This window comes from Microcoleus harperi Pol14_C6, from assembly GCF_036701295.1.
Classification (GTDB): domain Bacteria; phylum Cyanobacteriota; class Cyanobacteriia; order Cyanobacteriales; family Microcoleaceae; genus Microcoleus.
Genome location: NZ_JAUBQN010000006.1, coordinates 79,443 through 95,865 on the forward strand (window position 1 = coordinate 79,443; position 16,423 = coordinate 95,865).

Sequence of the window (16,423 nt, forward strand, 5' to 3'; positions counted from 1 at the left end):
ATGAAAGCCATGTTTATTTAGGCAGAGCGATCTGCAACTTGTATTAATTCAAAGAGCTATCACTGCATCGCTCTACAGAAATATATTAAATTTCGGTAATTAAGAATTGGGAATTGGGAATTGGGAATTGTCAACTACCCAGCAGCGACTAATGACTAATAACTAATGACTAAATCAAAAAAAAAGAGGGAAAATTCCCTCTTTTAATCACACAAACTGCGATGTTATTCTTCCGTCGCAGGAGGGATTTCTTCCTCTACATCTAATACTGCTTCGGGTGCTGCTTCGGGTGCTGCTTCCGGCAGATCCTCTTCCATTGCTGAGGGTACGTCTTCGAGTTCGTCGGAGATATCATCAGCATCGATGGAGTCTACAGGAATGTCTATGCCTGCTTTAGCTTGCTTTTGAGCCAGCATTTTCTCGCGGAACTTAGCTGCCATTTCCTCAGCTTTTTCGTACACCAATTCGCGATTTTTGACCATCGCGCCCGGTTCCGGTTCCAACTGCTTGGTGGAGAGAGAAATCCGGCCCCTCTCGGCATCCAAGTCAATGATCATCACTTTCACTTCGTCGTTGACATTGAAGACGCTATGAGGCGTATCGATGTGATCGTGCGAAATTTCCGAGATGTGCAGCAAGCCGCTGACGCCGCCGATGTCGATAAAGGCACCGTAAGGCTTGATACCGCGTACTGTACCGATGACCACTTCTCCGACTTCGAGGCGGTTCATCTTGCGCTCAACTAAGGCGCGACGATGACTCAAAACTAGGCGGTTGCGGTCTTCGTCTACCTCTAAGAATTTTAATGGTAATTCTTCGGCGACTAATTCTTCCTTCGGTTTGCGGGTACTTATATGAGAACCGGGAATAAAGCCTCGCAAGCCTTCTATTCTCACGAGTGCGCCGCCGCGGTTGGTGGCAAATACTTGCGATCGTACTGTGGCATCTTCTGCTTGCAGTTGTCGCACTCTTTCCCACGCCCGCATATACTCGATGCGCCGGATGGACAGGGTTAATTGTCCGTCTTCATTTTCATCGGTTAGAATGAAAAATTCTCTGGTTTCGTTTGATTGCAATACCTCTTCAGGGCTTTCCACTCGATTGATGGACATTTCCTGAATGGGAATGTACGCTGCTGTTTTAGCACCGATATCAATCAGAGCGCCCCTGGGTTCTATACTAAAAACTGTACCCGCTACTACATCGCCCGGGCTAAAGTGATAGTCATATTTATCAAGTAGGGCTGCAAAATCTTCGTGAGTAAAGCCGATGTCTTTGACTGTGGTTTTGAGATTGACCATGCGAATAGTTTCCTAGGATTTCTCTCCTTCATGTTTTTCGTTTGTGCCGGCAGATATTAGAGATTTTGGTGAAAAAGCGATTAACTTTTTTCAAAATCTTTTACTAAAGTCAGTTTTTGCTAACTTTTGCCAGGTGCAACTGCACACCAGCGCTTGCCATTACTGTTACTCCATACTCTGTGTTAAAACGTTGAATCTTAACATTCCGAGTCAAGTAGACTATTATAACTTACCCGCATACTGGTTTAAAATTAATTTAAGCGAGCTTAGCTGGGACTACCGCAGGATGCTGGGCTTTCTCGATCGACTGCTTCCAAATCCGGCAAATCTGCGTCAAAATTTGTCCCAGTTGCTGTAACTTCAGCTTCGTTGAGGGGATTCTGAAGGTGATTTAGGGTATCTACAAAATCTCGGATGCCTCGAAATTGCCGATATACCGAGGCAAAACGGACATAAGCGACTTCGCTGAGCGGCCGCAGGTGCAACAGCACCAGTTCCCCTATTTCTGAACTGGCGATTTCTCGGAGCGATCGACCTTGGAGTTGCGCCTCGATTTCTTCGGCTAGAGTTTCGAGATGCCCGGAAGACAAACCTGTTTTTTCGCAGGCGCGAATCAATCCCCTGACTAATTTTGACCTGTCAAAAGATTCGCGCTTGCCGTCCCGCTTGATCACCGTAATCGGTACAAATTCTATGCGTTCGTAAGTTGTGAAGCGGTGCTGGCAGCTCAAACACTCACGCCGCCGACGGATGCTTTGACCTGATTCGGCTGAACGCGATTCTAGAACGCGGCTATTTGTGTGTTGGCAGGAGGAACAGCGCATGATTGCTGATTTTAACAGGCATTGCCAGCAAATTGCCATTCATCTAACCGCCTGGGGTCTGATGAATGGCTGGACTAGAAAAATCACTTAGCACACAGCGGTGAAATAGTCCCGCACCAAATTAGATCACTATGATGCGGGCTAACCGCAGTCCGGTTCAAGATATTTTGGACTTGCTGGAGGCGTATAGCTAATTATTTGCCAATCCGGGGAGGTTCCCGAAAGGCGATCGCAAAAAATAGTACGCCTATGGCTAAAGCCAGAATCAAAATGTAAGCAACGCTTTCCATGTTAAATTTTCCCTATCTTCCCTTGCCGTATTATTTTATCTTAATTGCTGGTTTTATTATTAACTAAAAAAAACCCGGTTTCTTCAAGAAACCGGGTTTTTGTGTAGCGGGGAAGTTTCCCCCCTAGCCAGAGGCTGGCGAAATTTAGAGAGGTTCTTCTCTTCTGGTGGTTACGTCGCCCAGTTTTTGGAACAAGCCCCACTCGACTTGTTCTTCCATGTCAGCCTCAACCCCAGCAAACACGTCGCGGAAGATTGTCCGAGAACCGTGCCAGATATGGCCGAAGAAGAACAGCAAAGCAAAGCAAACGTGTCCGAAAGTGAACCAACCGCGAGTCGAAGTGCGGAACACCCCGTCAGAGTTCAAGGTTTCACGATCGAATTCAAACACTTCACCTTTTTGAGCAGCGCGAGCAAACTTTTTAACATCTAGAGGATTATCAAAGGTTTGACCGTTAAGTTCGCCACCGTAGAAGCTGACGGTAACTCCGCTTTGTTCAAAGCTGTATTTTGATTCAGCACGGCGGAAGGGGATGTCAGCGCGAACGACCCCATCTTTGTCCGTCAAAATTACTGGGAAAGTTTCAAAGAAGTTGGGGAGGCGGCGAACCGACAATACCCGACCTTCGCTATCAGTAAATACTGGATGGCCCAGCCAAGATTTAGCAATACCGTCGCCGTTGACCATCGCGCCGGCCCGGAACAAACCGCCTTTAGCAGGAGAGTTGCCCACGTAGTCGTAGAAAGCCAATTTTTCAGGAATTTGTTCGTAAGCTTCTTGGAAGTTTTGGCCCCCGGCCAAGCTAGCTTGAGCTCTGCGATCGATTTCTTGTTGGAAATAGCCGCTGTCCCACTGATAGCGAGTCGGGCCAAAAAGTTCGATCGGAGTCGCAGCAGAACCGTACCACATCGTACCTGCAACCACAAAGGCTGCGAAGAATACGGCAGCGATACTGCTAGAAAGTACAGTTTCGATATTCCCCATCCGCAGGGCTTTGTAAAGACGTTCCGGCGGCCGCACTGTCAAGTGGAACAAACCGGCAATTACGCCGACTACGCCCGCTGCAATGTGGTGAGCCACGATGCCGCCCGGATTGAAGGGATCGAAGCCTTCAGGGCCCCAAGAAGGCGCCACTGGCTGGACGTGACCGGTCAGGCCGTAGGGGTCGGACACCCACATTCCCGGACCAAAAAGTCCCGAAAGGTGAAATGCGCCGAAGCCGAAGCAGAGCAAGCCGGAGAGGAACAGGTGAATGCCAAACATTTTTGGCAAGTCGAGGGCTGGTTCACCGGTGCGAGGGTCTCTGAAAAGTTCTAAGTCCCAAAATACCCAGTGCCAAACTGCTGCTAAGAACAGCAGGCCCGAGAGAACGATGTGAGCGACGGCGACGCCTTCAAAGGACCAGAAGCCCGGATCGACGTTACCTTCGCCGGTGATGCTCCAACCGCCCCAAGAACCCGTAACTCCCAAGCGAGTCATGAAGGGCAACACGAACATCCCTTGACGCCACATTGGGTTCAGAACTGGGTCTGTGGGGTCAAAAACTGCTAGTTCATAAAGGGCCATTGAGCCGGCCCAACCTGCCACGAGGGCAGTGTGCATTAAGTGTACAGAAATCAATCGGCCTGGGTCATTTAAGACGACTGTGTGTACGCGATACCAGGGTAGTCCCATTGACTGCGGTTCTCCAAGGTGTAAGTGATGATGTCTATTTTTACGGAAAAATCAGATTCTGAATCCGCAGCAGTTACCTGCAGGGTTTAAACTCTGCCTTTTGCCGACTGCCATCTACCTTCACAGGTGGAGGCATAAAAATGAAAGTTATTTAAAGAAGTGTATCGAGTGTTAGAACCGATTGCAATATGTTGAGCATTACATTAGTTGCGGGTTGCCCATTTCGCAGCGGGCGGCGATCGTCCCGAGGCGTTCGAGGACTTGCTCGGCATCGATCAGTCTGGTGAGGGTGACATTGCCGATATTTTTGGCAGGATCGGCGGGATCGGGACGGACTGCTGGTTGGACTTCTACCATGAGTACGGCGTCTTCTACGCGGTAGAGCCACATTTTTTCGTTGCGATCGGAAAGACAGAGGTTGAGCTGTTGGATGTCCGGCGCCCGCCTCCAGGCGGCGTGACTCCACTCGCCACCTACCCCCCAGACGCGCCCTACTTTCCAGCCGTCGGATAAGAAGAAGTATTTCACTTGTGTACGCTTGTTGAGATTTTTTTGTCTAACATAGCGCAAAACTGCAACAGTACGGAATGATTGAACCGCGAAGGCGCCAAGGACGAGAAAAAAGAAGAGTAGAGAAGATGTAGGTAATCTGCAAGCTGTTGGGGGTAAATCTACAGAATTGTCAGATAAGTTTCGGTCTGGCTAATCGGCAAAACCTCCAATCTTAGGTTTTTCAAGTTGAGTGCAGTTCCCAGCATTTCGAGGAGGAATACTCGTCACAGCGGCTCTCTTGGGTTAGAAAGTTCTAACTATCCAAATGTGTATTATAGCCCTAACAAAATTGTGGTAATTTTGCTCTTTTGGTCGCTGGCTGTCGATCGAATTATCGAGCATAATGTTAATCTTGATTAATCTGCCTGAATTTGAGCCTAATCAACCAGCCAAATTCAGATTAAACCAGACATCCATCCGCGTTCATCTGCGTTCATCTGCGGTTAAAAATCCCCCATGAATATTTTTGCCAAAAACCCAATCCCAAAACGATCAACATTACTGCTAAAATAAAGTACGAGTCCTTGCCGCTCAAACGCAGACCATGACCGCACAAACTCCAGTACAATTCCAAGACAGTTTCGACATCATCGTAGTAGGTGGCGGACACTCCGGCTGCGAAGCCGCCCTCGCCACTTCTCGCCTCGGCTGTCGCACCCTTCTCCTCACCCTCAACCTCGACAAAATTGCGTGGCAACCTTGCAATCCGGCTGTCGGAGGCCCGGCTAAAACCCAACTTACTAACGAAGTTGATGCGTTAGGCGGGGAAATTGGCAAAATGGCCGATCGCACCTACTTACAAAAGCGCGTCCTCAACGCTTCGAGAGGCCCCGCAGTTTGGGCGCTGAGAGCACAAACTGACAAGCGGGAATACGCCGCTGTAATGAATAATATTGTCGAAAATCAAGAGAATTTAACCATCCGGGAAGCGATGGTAACAGACTTAGTTTTGGGTAAAAACGAAGAAGTAATCGGAGTTGAAACATACTTCGGCGTCGCCTTTGAATGCAAAGCAGTAATTCTGACCACAGGCACTTTTTTAGGTGGCACGATTTGGGTGGGCAATAAGTCGATGCCCGCCGGACGTGCGGGAGAATTTGCCGCCCTTGGCTTGACGGAAACTCTCAATCGTTTGGGCTTTGAAACAGGCAGGTTAAAAACAGGAACTCCGGCAAGAGTTGACAAGCGTACTCTGGATTATACCAACCTAGAACCGCAGCCGGGAGATGCAGAGGTTCGCTGGTTTAGTTTCGATCCAGAAGTTTGGGTCGAACGGGAACAAATGCCTTGTTATTTGACTCGAACTACGCCAGCTACTCATCAGTTAATTAGAGACAATTTGCACCTTTCTCCAGTCTACGGCGGCTGGGTTGATGCGAAGGGGCCACGCTATTGTCCGAGTATTGAAGATAAGATTGTGCGGTTTGCGGATAAGGAAAGTCACCAGATTTTTATTGAACCCGAAGGTAGAGATATTCCTGAACTTTATATCCAAGGATTTTCTACTGGTTTACCGGAAAATTTGCAATTGCAAATGCTGCGGACTCTTCCGGGTTTGGAAAAGTGCGAGATGATGCGCCCTGCTTATGCTGTGGAGTACGATTATTTGCCTGCTACTCAGTGCTTTCCCACGCTGATGACTAAGAAGATAGAAGGGCTGTTTTGCGCGGGTCAGGTGAACGGTACAACTGGATATGAGGAGGCGGCGGCACAGGGGATTGTGGCGGGGATTAATGCGGCCAGGTTTGCGAAAAATCAGGAGATGATTGTGTTTCCTCGCGAGCAAAGTTATATCGGCACTTTGATCGATGATTTGTGTACGAAGGATTTGCGGGAACCTTACCGGATGTTGACTTCGCGATCGGAATATCGGCTATTATTGCGATCGGACAATGCTGACCAACGCTTGACGCCGCTGGGACGGGAAATTGGTTTGATTGACGATCGCCGCTGGCAGTTATTCGATCGCAAACAAGCTAATATTGTGGCAGAGAAGGAACGCTTGTACTCGACGCGGGTGAAAGAGCACGAGGAAGTTGGCAAGGCAATTTTTGCGGACACTCAACAAGCAATTAAAGGTTCAATTACTCTGGCTGATTTGTTACGTCGTCCTGGTTTTCATTATGTGGACTTGGAACGCTACAATTTAGGCAATTCTAGTCTGAAGTTGGCTGAGAAAGATGGTGCAGAAATTGACATCAAATATTCCGGCTATCTGCAAAGACAGCAAAATCAAATCGATGACATTGCCAAACACGAACGCCGACAATTGCCTGCTGATTTGGATTACATGGCAATTACAACTCTCTCCAAAGAATCGCGGGAAAAGTTGGCCAAGGTGAAACCGCTGACGATTGGCCAAGCTGCCAGAATTGGTGGGGTAAATCCGGCTGATGTTAATGCTTTGTTGATTTTTCTGGAAGTGCGAAACCGTCAGCAGCCAGCGGGTGTTGGTAAATAAGCTAAACTAGAGGTGTCTCAAGGCTCCCTTGAATTTTATGAAATAGCAGTATGAAAAAGTGTGACTATTGTGGAACCACTATTTTGTGCGGCGGCTTTCATATTGATGGATATAGATTCTAGGCTTTGCTGATTCACGGTAGGAATCAACTTTTATCGGAAGTTACAAAACTCACCCGACTGGGCTTAGAAAACTTCCGAAATCTTGAATTTATACCTGTATTCAGCAACGCCAAAAACAAGGAAAACTGGCAGAATGTCAACTCTAATTGATGAAATTCTGCCAGTATATTGTAGATATTGAGCAATCATCGAGCCAACTCTGAATTTCACAAACATCCTGCATAATAATCAGCGTTGATCCGTGCTTCAAACATCCCCGAAATCCCACCACTTTTGCCCCCCTCCAAGCCTTAGAAGACCAGCAAGATGCCTTGCTGTACGCTTATATACGCGCTAACTGGTGGTACTGGGAATAGAGCGGAATCTGGTATTGGGCGATCGTTGCACAACCGGCTACATAGTCATTCCCCAACTTCCATAAAGAGTGCGAGAGAGAGGAGGAGACAGCGAGAGGGAGAGGGGGAGAGGGGGAGAATTGGGAAACACAGTTAAATTCATCCGTGTATCCGTGCCCTTCTTCCTTCTTCCCTCTTCCTTCTTCCTTCTTCCTTCCTTTAATGTGCCCAGAGAATCACGCCAGCTTCATAAGGACTGCTGAGATTATCGTGCTTCGGCAAAACCCGCAACGACAAACCTTGCAAACCACTAGAAGTATAAGTAATGTCAGCCGTATAAAGGCTAGCATTGTTAGCATCTTCTCCCAAATACTCCATTACCACCGGCACGCCGCCGACAATATCTCCGTTAGCATCAACCGAACCTTGATAAAGTTCGACTTGCACGTCCGCAGGCGTCAATCCCATCAGATTAATCCGAGATTTAACAGAGATCGACTGATTGACCTTAACTTCCTTATCCTGGGAAATATCAACAGCCTCAATCTTAATATCCTTCCACTTCGCGAGAACGTGCTTCTTCCAGTGAGACAAATCCTTGGCAGGAGCGCAATTATCCGAAGTCATCGTGAAGAACCGATCGCTCACCGGGAAATATGCCCGCCGCGCGTAATCTTTCACCATCCGAGCAGTATTGAAGAAAGGACAGTTCAAGCGAATCGAATCCTTCATTTTCGCCGTCCAACCGCGGGGAATTCCATCAGCATCCCGGTTGTAAAATAGGGGTACAACTTCCTTTTCCATCAAGTCGTACAAAGCATTCGCCTCGACCTCATCCTGATACTTAGTATCTTCGTAAAACTCCCCATGTCCGATCGGCCAACCGGTACGAACATAATCAGCCTCATCCCACCATCCGTCAAGAATGCTGAGATTCGGCAAACCATTCATCGAAGCTTTCATCCCGGAAGTACCGGAAGCCTCACGCGGGCGGCGCGGCGTATTCAGCCACACATCGCACCCAGACACCATCATCCGAGCAACGTTAATGTCGTAGTTCGGTAAAAACACCATCGAGCTCATCGTCTCGTGCTCGCGGATGAAGTGAACGATATCTCGAATCAATTCCTTACCCGGAATATCCATCGGGTGAGCCTTCCCAGCAATCACAAACTGCACCGGGCGATTTTGATCCCGCATGATCCGCATGATTCGATCGACATCGCGCAAAAATAGCGTCGCCCGCTTGTAAGTAGCAAAGCGACGCGCAAACCCGATCGTCAGCACCTTCGGATTGAGTGCCTCCCGCGCGTGTTCGATTTCCGTTTGGGCCGCACCGCGCTCGCGCAAAGTCTTTTCCAGCCACTCCCGCGCGAACACCACCAACTCCGATCGACAGCGTTCGTGATTGCGCCATAGTTCCTCATCAGGAATCGACGACATCCTGTCCCAGAGACGATCGTCCTTGCGAGTCATTTCCCAATCCGGGCCCAGGTAGCGATCGTATAACTCCTGAGTAGACTTCGCCACACAACTGCGAGCGTGCACCCCGTTGGTAATCGAAGTAATCGGCACTTCTTCCTGTGGCAAACCCGGCCACAAACCCTGAAACATCGGGCGCGACACCACACCGTGCAAAGCCGCCACCCCGTTGACAAAACTCGACATTTTAATTGCCAAAATTGCCATATTCAGAGGTGCGGACAAATCGCTAGTATTCTCCCTGCCCAATCCCAGAAACTCATCTTGCGACAAGCCAAACATCCTAGGATAATGATCGAGATAGTGCATCACCATATCCGGCTCGAACAAGTCAAACCCAGCAGGCACCGGCGTGTGAGTCGTAAACATACTGCTCGAAACCACCACCTGTTCCGCTTCCACGAAACTCAGGTGATATTCCTCCATCAGCATCCGAATGCGTTCCAAAGCCATGAAAGCCGCGTGGCCTTCATTCATGTGATAAGCCGTAACTGTCAGCCCCAATGCCTTGAGCATTTTAACGCCACCGATGCCCAGCATGATTTCTTGGTGCATCCGCAGAGTTTTATCGCCGCCGTACAGTTGGTCGGTAATATCTTGGTCGTAGCGGCTGTTAGGTTCAATATTTGTATCCATTAGGTACAAAGGAACCGTTCCCACTTGTACCCGCCAAATCCGGGCATACACCTTGCGGCCGGGATAGTCCACCTCAATCCGCAATTCCGAACCGTCGGGATTGCGTTCTGGGTGCAGCGGCATATTGTAGAAATCGTTGAGCGGATAGCGTTCTTGCTGCCAGCCGTCGGCGTTGAGATACTGCGAAAAATAACCTTCTTGGTATAGCAAGCCGACACCGACTAAGGGCAAGCCCAAATCGCTAGCTGATTTGAGGTGGTCGCCTGCGAGCACGCCCAAACCGCCCGAATAAATCGGTAGGGCTTTAACTAAGCCGAATTCCATCGAAAAGTAAGCGTAGCATTCTTGCTGCTCGGTGCCGCGCTGTTTGCGGTACCAGGCGCGATTTTTGAGATAATCGTCTAACTGCTGGGCTGCTCGGTTCATTTGGGCAATGAAGCCTTCGTCTTCTGCCATTTCTTGCAGTCGCTCTTGAGATATGGTTCCGAGCATCAGCACCGGGTTTTGGTTGCTGGAGTCCCAGAGGTCTCGATCGAGGCGGCGGAAGAGGTCTTTGGTATCGACGTTCCAGTCCCAGTGCAAGTTGTAGGCAAGCTTGCGTAGGGGTTCGAGAATTGTCGGTAGCGACGGGGAAACGTTAAATGTGCGAATTGGCTGCATAGACAAAGCGTTTATGTTGGGGTAGCGATATTTTCCTCTGTCTTTAGGTACAAGTCCGTTATTCTGCACACTATTTTAAGTTTTAACAAGGGCGGGCGATCGCGATCGACCATCATTAAGCACACGACGCCGTGCCGTGTCCCTAACCAAGCTAAGCTTTTAACTGCGGTGGCGGGAGCGAGGACTTGATGCCTCGGAGCTGAAAATCCCTCAAGTTAAGAGCGCTGTGTCACTTTTTGGGCAAGCATCTTAACGAATAGCCGGACAACTTAGGCTCGCTGCAGCGCTATAGCAGTGATGATGTTGGGGGTGCAGCGGAGGAAAATAAGTCGCGAGACTAAGATTCGCGGTCAAGAACCATAACTAATAACTAATGACTAATTAAGCAATTTGCACTTTCCTCAACATAGAATTTACCAAAAGTTTGCTAGCCTCACCAGCCGAGAGGGCAGGGCTGAAATAATAACCCTGAATTTCTTGACAGTGGAGTTCGCGCAAACACTCCAACTGCTCTTTAGTTTCTACTCCTTCGGCTACCACGCTCAAGTTCAAATCTCGCCCTAGCGTCGCTATAGCCTTGGCGATCGCCCGTTCGCAGGGATCGGTCGTCAATCCGCTGACAAAGGATTTATCTATTTTTAAGATATTCAAGGGAAACTTTTTGAGATAATTTAGAGAACAATAACCCGTGCCGAAATCATCCAGCGCAATTTGCACTCCCATATTCTGCAACTCCCTGAGAACTTTTGTGGTATAGTCCACATCTTGCATAGCTGTAGTCTCGGTAATTTCTAACTCTAAATACTTGGGTGCTAAACCGCTTTTTTCCAAGCAATTCGCTACCATTTCTAATAAATTAAATTGCTGGAACTGCCGAGCCGACACGTTGACTGCTACCCGCAAATCTGGCTGCAAAGCATCCTGCCAAGCTTTATTTTGAGTGCAGGCTGTTTGCAGCACCCATTCCCCAATAGCTACAATTAATCCGTTATCTTCGGCGATCGGAATAAATGTAGCGGGAGTAACTAAACCTAAGTGTGGATGTTGCCAGCGCAGCAGGGCTTCCATGCCCTGAATTTCCCAAGTAGTGATGTTGACTTTGGGCTGGTAGAAAACCTCAAATTCTCCCTGTTCTAAAGCCTCGTGCAGCCTGTGTTCTATAGTTAGTAACTGGCTGTCTTGGGGATTAATCGTTGAAGTATATAACTGATAGTTATTTCTTCCCATTTCTTTAGCGCGGTACAAGGCGGCATCGGCATTTTTGACTAAAGTTTCGGCATCTTCACCGTCATCGGGATAAAGGGCAATGCCGATGCTGCTGCTGACGTGAAACGGTTGTCCTTCTAGTTTAAATGGTGGCTTTAAATTGTTGAATATTCTTTGAGCTGTTTTAACTGCATCTTCTAAGCAATTGATGTCGGGAAGCAGTATGGTAAATTCGTCGCCTCCCCAGCGGGCTACCGTATCAGTCGATCGCAAAGTGTCGCTGATGCGTCCGGCAAAACCTTCTAAAAGGCGATCGCCCGCAGCGTGACCTAGTGTATCATTAATCTTTTTGAACCTGTCTAAGTCTAAAAACATCACAGCTAGCATTTTTTTTGTTTTTTTAGCTTCTCTTAATGAGGCCAGCAGCCGCTCGTTAAAAAGTATCCGGTTCGGTAAACCGGTGAGTTGGTCATAAACAGCTTGATAGCGAATAATTTCTTCAGCTTGCTTGCGCTGAGTGATGTCCATCATCGTACCGATCGCCCTTACTGCTTTGCCACTTTCATTGCGGATGATATAGCCGCGATCGAGCACAAAAACATATCCCCCCTCTGCACGGTGAAAGCTGTATTCTTCAGACCAACATTGAGCATCTGAGTTCATTGCTTGGTTGAAGCTTAACATCACTCTTGCCCGTTCTTCTGGATGAATATTTAGCCACCAAGATTCTAATTCTATCGTCTGAGTTTCGTTGAGTTTGTATCCAAAAACTTTTTCAAATTCTACGCTTAACCAATACTCATTTTTTAACAAATCAAAATCCCATACGGCATCATTGGTCGCCCGCGTCAGCAGGTGAAAGCGTTCTTCGCTTTTGCGCAGTTTTTCTTCGGATTGCACCCGTTCCGTTACATCCCGAAAACTGAATACTCGACCAGTAATTTTGCCTTTCGTGCGCTGGGGCAACGAGTAGCGCTCGAAGATCCTGCCATCTCTCAACTCGATGAGATCGTAACTTTCTTCTGTGGGGCGATCGGACAATTCTTTAGCACGGTTGAGAAATATTTCCGGATATTTTAACTGGTTGATTCCAAACCCCACAATTTGGTGGTTATCTCTCGAATCAACCAGTAAATCCGGCAACTGCCACATTTCGGCAAATTTACGGTTAAAGCTGACAACGTTTCCTCCACTGTCAACCGCCAGAATACCGTCAGCAGTAGATTCAATGGTTGCTTGAAGCAATGAAACAGATGTTTCTAGTTCTAACTCTGCTAATTTGCGATCGCTGATGTCAAATGCTGTGATTAATATTGAGGCTTTTTTTTCAAATTTTATAATATCTACAGTTGCTTCAATCCAGCGCATTTGTCCGGTTTTCGCGACTATTATTAATTCATATTTTGACCCTGCATTTGAGCGTGCGTGGCTGGATTTACCCCAGTTTTTAACTATTTCTATAAAATCTCGATGAATTATGTCGTATAAATCCAATGCTAGTAATTCTTCGCGAGTATATCCTGTCAGAGCTTCAGTCTGAGCATTGACATAGCGGAACTGTCTGCGGTGATAGATAAACGCAACAGCATTAACAGTTTCTATCAGTTGGCGAAACTTTTTTTCACTGCGCCGCAAATTTCTTTCAGCCCGCTTGCTATCGGTAATATCTTGTGCTATGTATAACTTACCGCTGACCTTGCCTTGACCGTCGCGAATAATTAAAATAGAAAGCTGTACAATTATTTTTTTTCGGTGTTTAGAAAGGTAGACTTTTTCGACGTTGCGAACAGAACTTTCGACTGTTAAACTTGCTAACTCTAGCTCGGGTGGCGGTGATTCATTTTTCTTAAAAAGTCCAGCTATTGGTTTGCCTAACAGCTCTTTTTTAGAGTATCCCAGAAGTTGACAGGTAGCTTGGTTTAACGACAGGATATGGCCGCCCGGGGTGGTCGCAATTATCGAGACGTTCATTTCCTCGCAAATATCGAGAGCATATTCGGCAGCTTGCTGCAAATCTTGGGTCATTTGGGCAATAGTATGCCAGATATCCAGTTCTTTTTTTGGATACAACACTTTTTCTCCTTTTGGTAGCTTGTCATTATCTGTTTCAGACTTCGTTTTAATTAACCTCATATTCTTGGATAATATATTTACTATTTTACCCCTAATTAATAATGAGATAAAAAAAATGAAAACCAGATAATTACCGATTATTTTTAAGCTAAAATTAGGTTCTTTTATCTGACTTTCCTGAGATTGTATATAATTGTAAGTCGGTAATTCTACTGGCTCAATTGGGGATAATTTATCCAAAAATAATGTGGCGCTTGCAGAAGTAAGGGGGCGAGATGCCGAGGGCAAATAGCTATGTTTCTGAGATCGAATCAAAATCCATTCTACAAGGAGAGTTCCATGCCCATCTCCTAGACTTGTCGGTAACATTTTTGGATTTATGCCACATCCCACACCAAAAATAGCAACCGCGAAATATCCCAACATTAATTGAAAAATTATTTTCATTGGCTCTATTTCCTAATTTTAAATATTTTTTTAACAATCATAAATCTCAAAAAGTTTAGCAGAACTTTCTCTACCATAGGAAAACCCAGCCACCCGGAATTTATGTGGATTTGTAAATTAAAATTTGCCAAGCTAATAATTTAGCTTTATAACTAATTACAATTTTAATCTTAATCTAAAATATGTCATCAGCCATTGTGCCACAAATTATCCGCCATTCTGCCTAGACACCGGGTGGGAGCGCTAAAATTAGATAATTCCCGCAAGGAGGCGACCGGGACTTGTTAGAAAAATAAACAATTAGCTTAAAATCGATGCAGAGGTCCACTAATTGAACCCATGAGTCAGACCATCCCAGAACTCCAAAAAGAAGTCCGCGCGCTGCAAGCAGAAGTTACCGCCCTGCAAGAGTCGCGGGAAAAACTTGGCATACAGCGCTCTGAGTGCCGAGTGGCAGTCAGTTTTCCCAAAAATAATACTCCTGAAGCCATTGCTGAGTTCCACCAGCAAACTGCTGCTTTTGGGGAGCAGTGGTTGCAGCAAATCCAGGAGATTGACCGAGAAACTAAAAATATTGAAAAGCAACTGGAACAAAGACAGGCTGTACTCAATTACAAACAAGGCGAATTAGACAAATTGCTGGCCGGACAGCACTGGCAAGAAGTGGAAAACCACGTTCAAACCGGGGAAAAACGCTTGCAAGCACAAGCTCGTAGAATCAATCAAGCAGCAGCGCAGCTAGAGGCAGAAATTCAAGCTTTGAAAGCACTGTACGACCAACTCAACCCGAGTTATTCCGAGTGGTTTCAACAACCAACTCAAATAGTTGAATTTTCTGCAAAAACTATTCCTTATGCTTTTCCCAGTAGCAGTGGCTTAATCTTGGATAATAAGGAGATTGAGTGGGAAAAAAAGTAGTTTTGACTTGTAAATTTTAAAGGTAAATTAGTGATTTGAATGTCGCCGTTGAACGCTCCAATAACCAAGATAGATTCGACGGCAACATCCCAAGACTTTTACCTGCTTGTTTAAATCAAAAATACAAAACTGCCTGTGGCACCGCTAATTTTAATATTTTTGAGTTTCATTTTTTGAAACAGGTTTATTTGTAGCTCTGGTCTCAACATAAAATCTAAAATATAACAGTTCTGGACGCATCAACCGGGTTTGACGAAAAGACTTTGTTGCAGCCCTCGCTTCTGCTAAAACACCCGGTTGATGAGAGCAAGGAGTGCATAAGCTCTGTCTAAAATCTCACATAGACTTACTGATGAAACAATTGATTTGGATAGCGCTATTTATTCTAGTTGCGATGGTGGCTGTGGGTTGGCGTTCTGACTCGTGGCAGCGGTTGTCGGCTGTACCTGAAGTTGGGATCGATCGCAATATCCACACTTCCCAAAATCCTTCTCCCTTACCGCTTCCTGCTGAAAAAAATACTTTTTTTCAGTCGGAAATTGACCCGTCCAGGCTGTGGAAACACGTCGAGACTTTAGCAGGAGAAAGCGATGGAGAACGATCTCGCTCTTTTACTAGAGACTACATTTCCCAGCAATTGCAAACTTTAGGATTTTCCGCAGATTTGCAGCGGTTCGATCGCGGAATCAACGTCTTCGCTGAGAGAAAAGGCACTAACTCAAACGCCGGTGCAATTTTAGTCGCAGCGCACTATGATACGGTACCAAACTCCCCAGGCGCTGACGACAATGCGACGGGAGTTGCAGTAGTTTTAGAAGTAGCAAGATTGCTGGGTTCTCGTCCCACGCCTCGGACATTGCAAGTAGCTTTTTTCGACAGGGAAGAACTCGGACTTTTAGGCAGTTTAGCATTTACAGGTAGCGACGCGCGGTTAAAAAATTTGCAGGGAGCGATCGTCCTAGATATGGTAGGTTATGCCTGCCGCACGCCCGGATGCCAGCAATATCCCGAAGGATTGACAGCGCAACCTTTTCTAGAAGCATCGGGGGTAAAATCTCCCGACAAAGGCGAGTTTATCGCTGTGATTGGGGATGCGGAACATCCGCTGCTGTTGAAAAGTTTTGCGGAGTCGGGAAAAGCCGATTTGCCTGCGGTGGTGGCGCTGCCGGTTCCCCTCAAAGGGTTGCTGACTCCCGATGTTTTGCGGAGCGACCACGCGCCTTTTTGGTATAAAGGGATTGGTGCTGTGTTGGTGACGGATACTGCAAATTTGCGATCGCCCCACTATCATCAATCTAGCGATACATTAGCAACTATCGATCGACCTTTTTTCGCCGGTTCTGCTCAAATTGTTGTTAATGCCGTGGCTAAATTATTGGAAATTCGGTAATTAGTAATTGGGAATTGGTAATCGGTAATCTACTCGTTACCGGGCAGAGCCT

General features: G+C 46.9%; 10 protein-coding genes. 3 read left to right on the plus strand and 7 right to left on the minus strand.

What is annotated here, in order from left to right; translation table 11 throughout:
- Positions 1 to 224: 224 nt before the first annotated feature.
- The 5 genes from QUA27_RS06965 to QUA27_RS06985 all read right to left on the minus strand — a co-directional run bounded on the left by QUA27_RS06965 (position 225) and on the right by QUA27_RS06985 (position 4,617).
- Complete coding sequence (locus QUA27_RS06965) at positions 225 to 1,301, minus strand: 30S ribosomal protein S1 (protein ID WP_333067149.1); 1,077 nt, start codon at positions 1,299 to 1,301, stop codon at positions 225 to 227.
- 266 nt (positions 1,302 to 1,567) lie between these two features.
- Positions 1,568 to 2,125, minus strand: a complete 558-nt coding sequence (gene nrdR / locus QUA27_RS06970; protein ID WP_333067245.1) for a transcriptional regulator NrdR — start codon at positions 2,123 to 2,125, stop codon at positions 1,568 to 1,570.
- Positions 2,126 to 2,319: 194 nt separating this feature from the next.
- Positions 2,320 to 2,415, minus strand: a complete 96-nt coding sequence (locus tag QUA27_RS06975; RefSeq protein ID WP_006635641.1) for a photosystem II reaction center protein T — start codon at positions 2,413 to 2,415, stop codon at positions 2,320 to 2,322.
- Positions 2,416 to 2,559: 144 nt separating this feature from the next.
- Positions 2,560 to 4,089 carry a photosystem II chlorophyll-binding protein CP47 gene (gene psbB, locus QUA27_RS06980; RefSeq protein ID WP_333067150.1) on the minus strand — a complete coding sequence of 510 codons (1,530 nt, stop codon included), beginning with the start codon at positions 4,087 to 4,089 and terminating at the stop codon, positions 2,560 to 2,562.
- 198 nt (positions 4,090 to 4,287) lie between these two features.
- Entirely contained in the window at positions 4,288 to 4,617 is a 330-nt protein-coding gene (locus QUA27_RS06985) for a hypothetical protein (protein ID WP_039887994.1), read from the minus strand.
- A 568-nt stretch (positions 4,618 to 5,185) separates the two neighbouring features.
- Here QUA27_RS06985 and mnmG point away from each other — a divergent pair.
- The gene (gene mnmG / locus QUA27_RS06990; protein ID WP_333067151.1) at positions 5,186 to 7,102 is read left to right on the plus strand and encodes a tRNA uridine-5-carboxymethylaminomethyl(34) synthesis enzyme MnmG; all 1,917 of its coding nucleotides are present in this window, start codon (positions 5,186 to 5,188) and stop codon (positions 7,100 to 7,102) included.
- A gap of 676 nt (positions 7,103 to 7,778) precedes the next feature.
- On the opposite strand, the gene glgP is transcribed toward mnmG, so the two are convergent.
- Together glgP and QUA27_RS07000 are read right to left on the minus strand one after the other, a co-directional pair.
- Entirely contained in the window at positions 7,779 to 10,337 is a 2,559-nt protein-coding gene (gene glgP / locus QUA27_RS06995) for an alpha-glucan family phosphorylase (RefSeq protein WP_333067246.1), read from the minus strand.
- 381 nt (positions 10,338 to 10,718) lie between these two features.
- On the minus strand, positions 10,719 to 13,616 hold the full coding sequence (locus QUA27_RS07000) for a sensor domain-containing protein (protein WP_333067152.1): 2,898 nt from the start codon (positions 13,614 to 13,616) through the stop codon (positions 10,719 to 10,721).
- A 786-nt stretch (positions 13,617 to 14,402) separates the two neighbouring features.
- Here QUA27_RS07000 and QUA27_RS07005 point away from each other — a divergent pair.
- Both QUA27_RS07005 and QUA27_RS07010 read left to right on the plus strand, forming a co-directional pair.
- Positions 14,403 to 14,981 carry a hypothetical protein gene (locus tag QUA27_RS07005; RefSeq protein ID WP_333067153.1) on the plus strand — a complete coding sequence of 193 codons (579 nt, stop codon included), beginning with the start codon at positions 14,403 to 14,405 and terminating at the stop codon, positions 14,979 to 14,981.
- A gap of 352 nt (positions 14,982 to 15,333) precedes the next feature.
- Positions 15,334 to 16,371 (plus strand): M28 family peptidase, encoded by a 1,038-nt coding sequence (locus QUA27_RS07010; protein ID WP_333067154.1) that lies wholly within the window; start codon positions 15,334 to 15,336, stop codon positions 16,369 to 16,371.
- Positions 16,372 to 16,423 lie beyond the last annotated feature (52 nt).

What these genes read in the sequence shown, in the direction of transcription:
- glgP (WP_333067246.1), bottom strand. Translation starts at nt 10,337, where the DNA reads ATGCAGCCAATTCGCACATTTAACGTTTCCCCGTCGCTACCGACAATT.
- psbB (WP_333067150.1), bottom strand. Translation starts at nt 4,089, where the DNA reads ATGGGACTACCCTGGTATCGCGTACACACAGTCGTCTTAAATGACCCA.
- nrdR (WP_333067245.1), bottom strand. Translation starts at nt 2,125, where the DNA reads ATGCGCTGTTCCTCCTGCCAACACACAAATAGCCGCGTTCTAGAATCG.
- QUA27_RS06965 (WP_333067149.1), bottom strand. Translation starts at nt 1,301, where the DNA reads ATGGTCAATCTCAAAACCACAGTCAAAGACATCGGCTTTACTCACGAA.
- QUA27_RS07010 (WP_333067154.1), top strand. Translation starts at nt 15,334, where the DNA reads ATGAAACAATTGATTTGGATAGCGCTATTTATTCTAGTTGCGATGGTG.
- QUA27_RS07005 (WP_333067153.1), top strand. Translation starts at nt 14,403, where the DNA reads ATGAGTCAGACCATCCCAGAACTCCAAAAAGAAGTCCGCGCGCTGCAA.
- mnmG (WP_333067151.1), top strand. Translation starts at nt 5,186, where the DNA reads ATGACCGCACAAACTCCAGTACAATTCCAAGACAGTTTCGACATCATC.
- QUA27_RS06975 (WP_006635641.1), bottom strand. Translation starts at nt 2,415, where the DNA reads ATGGAAAGCGTTGCTTACATTTTGATTCTGGCTTTAGCCATAGGCGTA.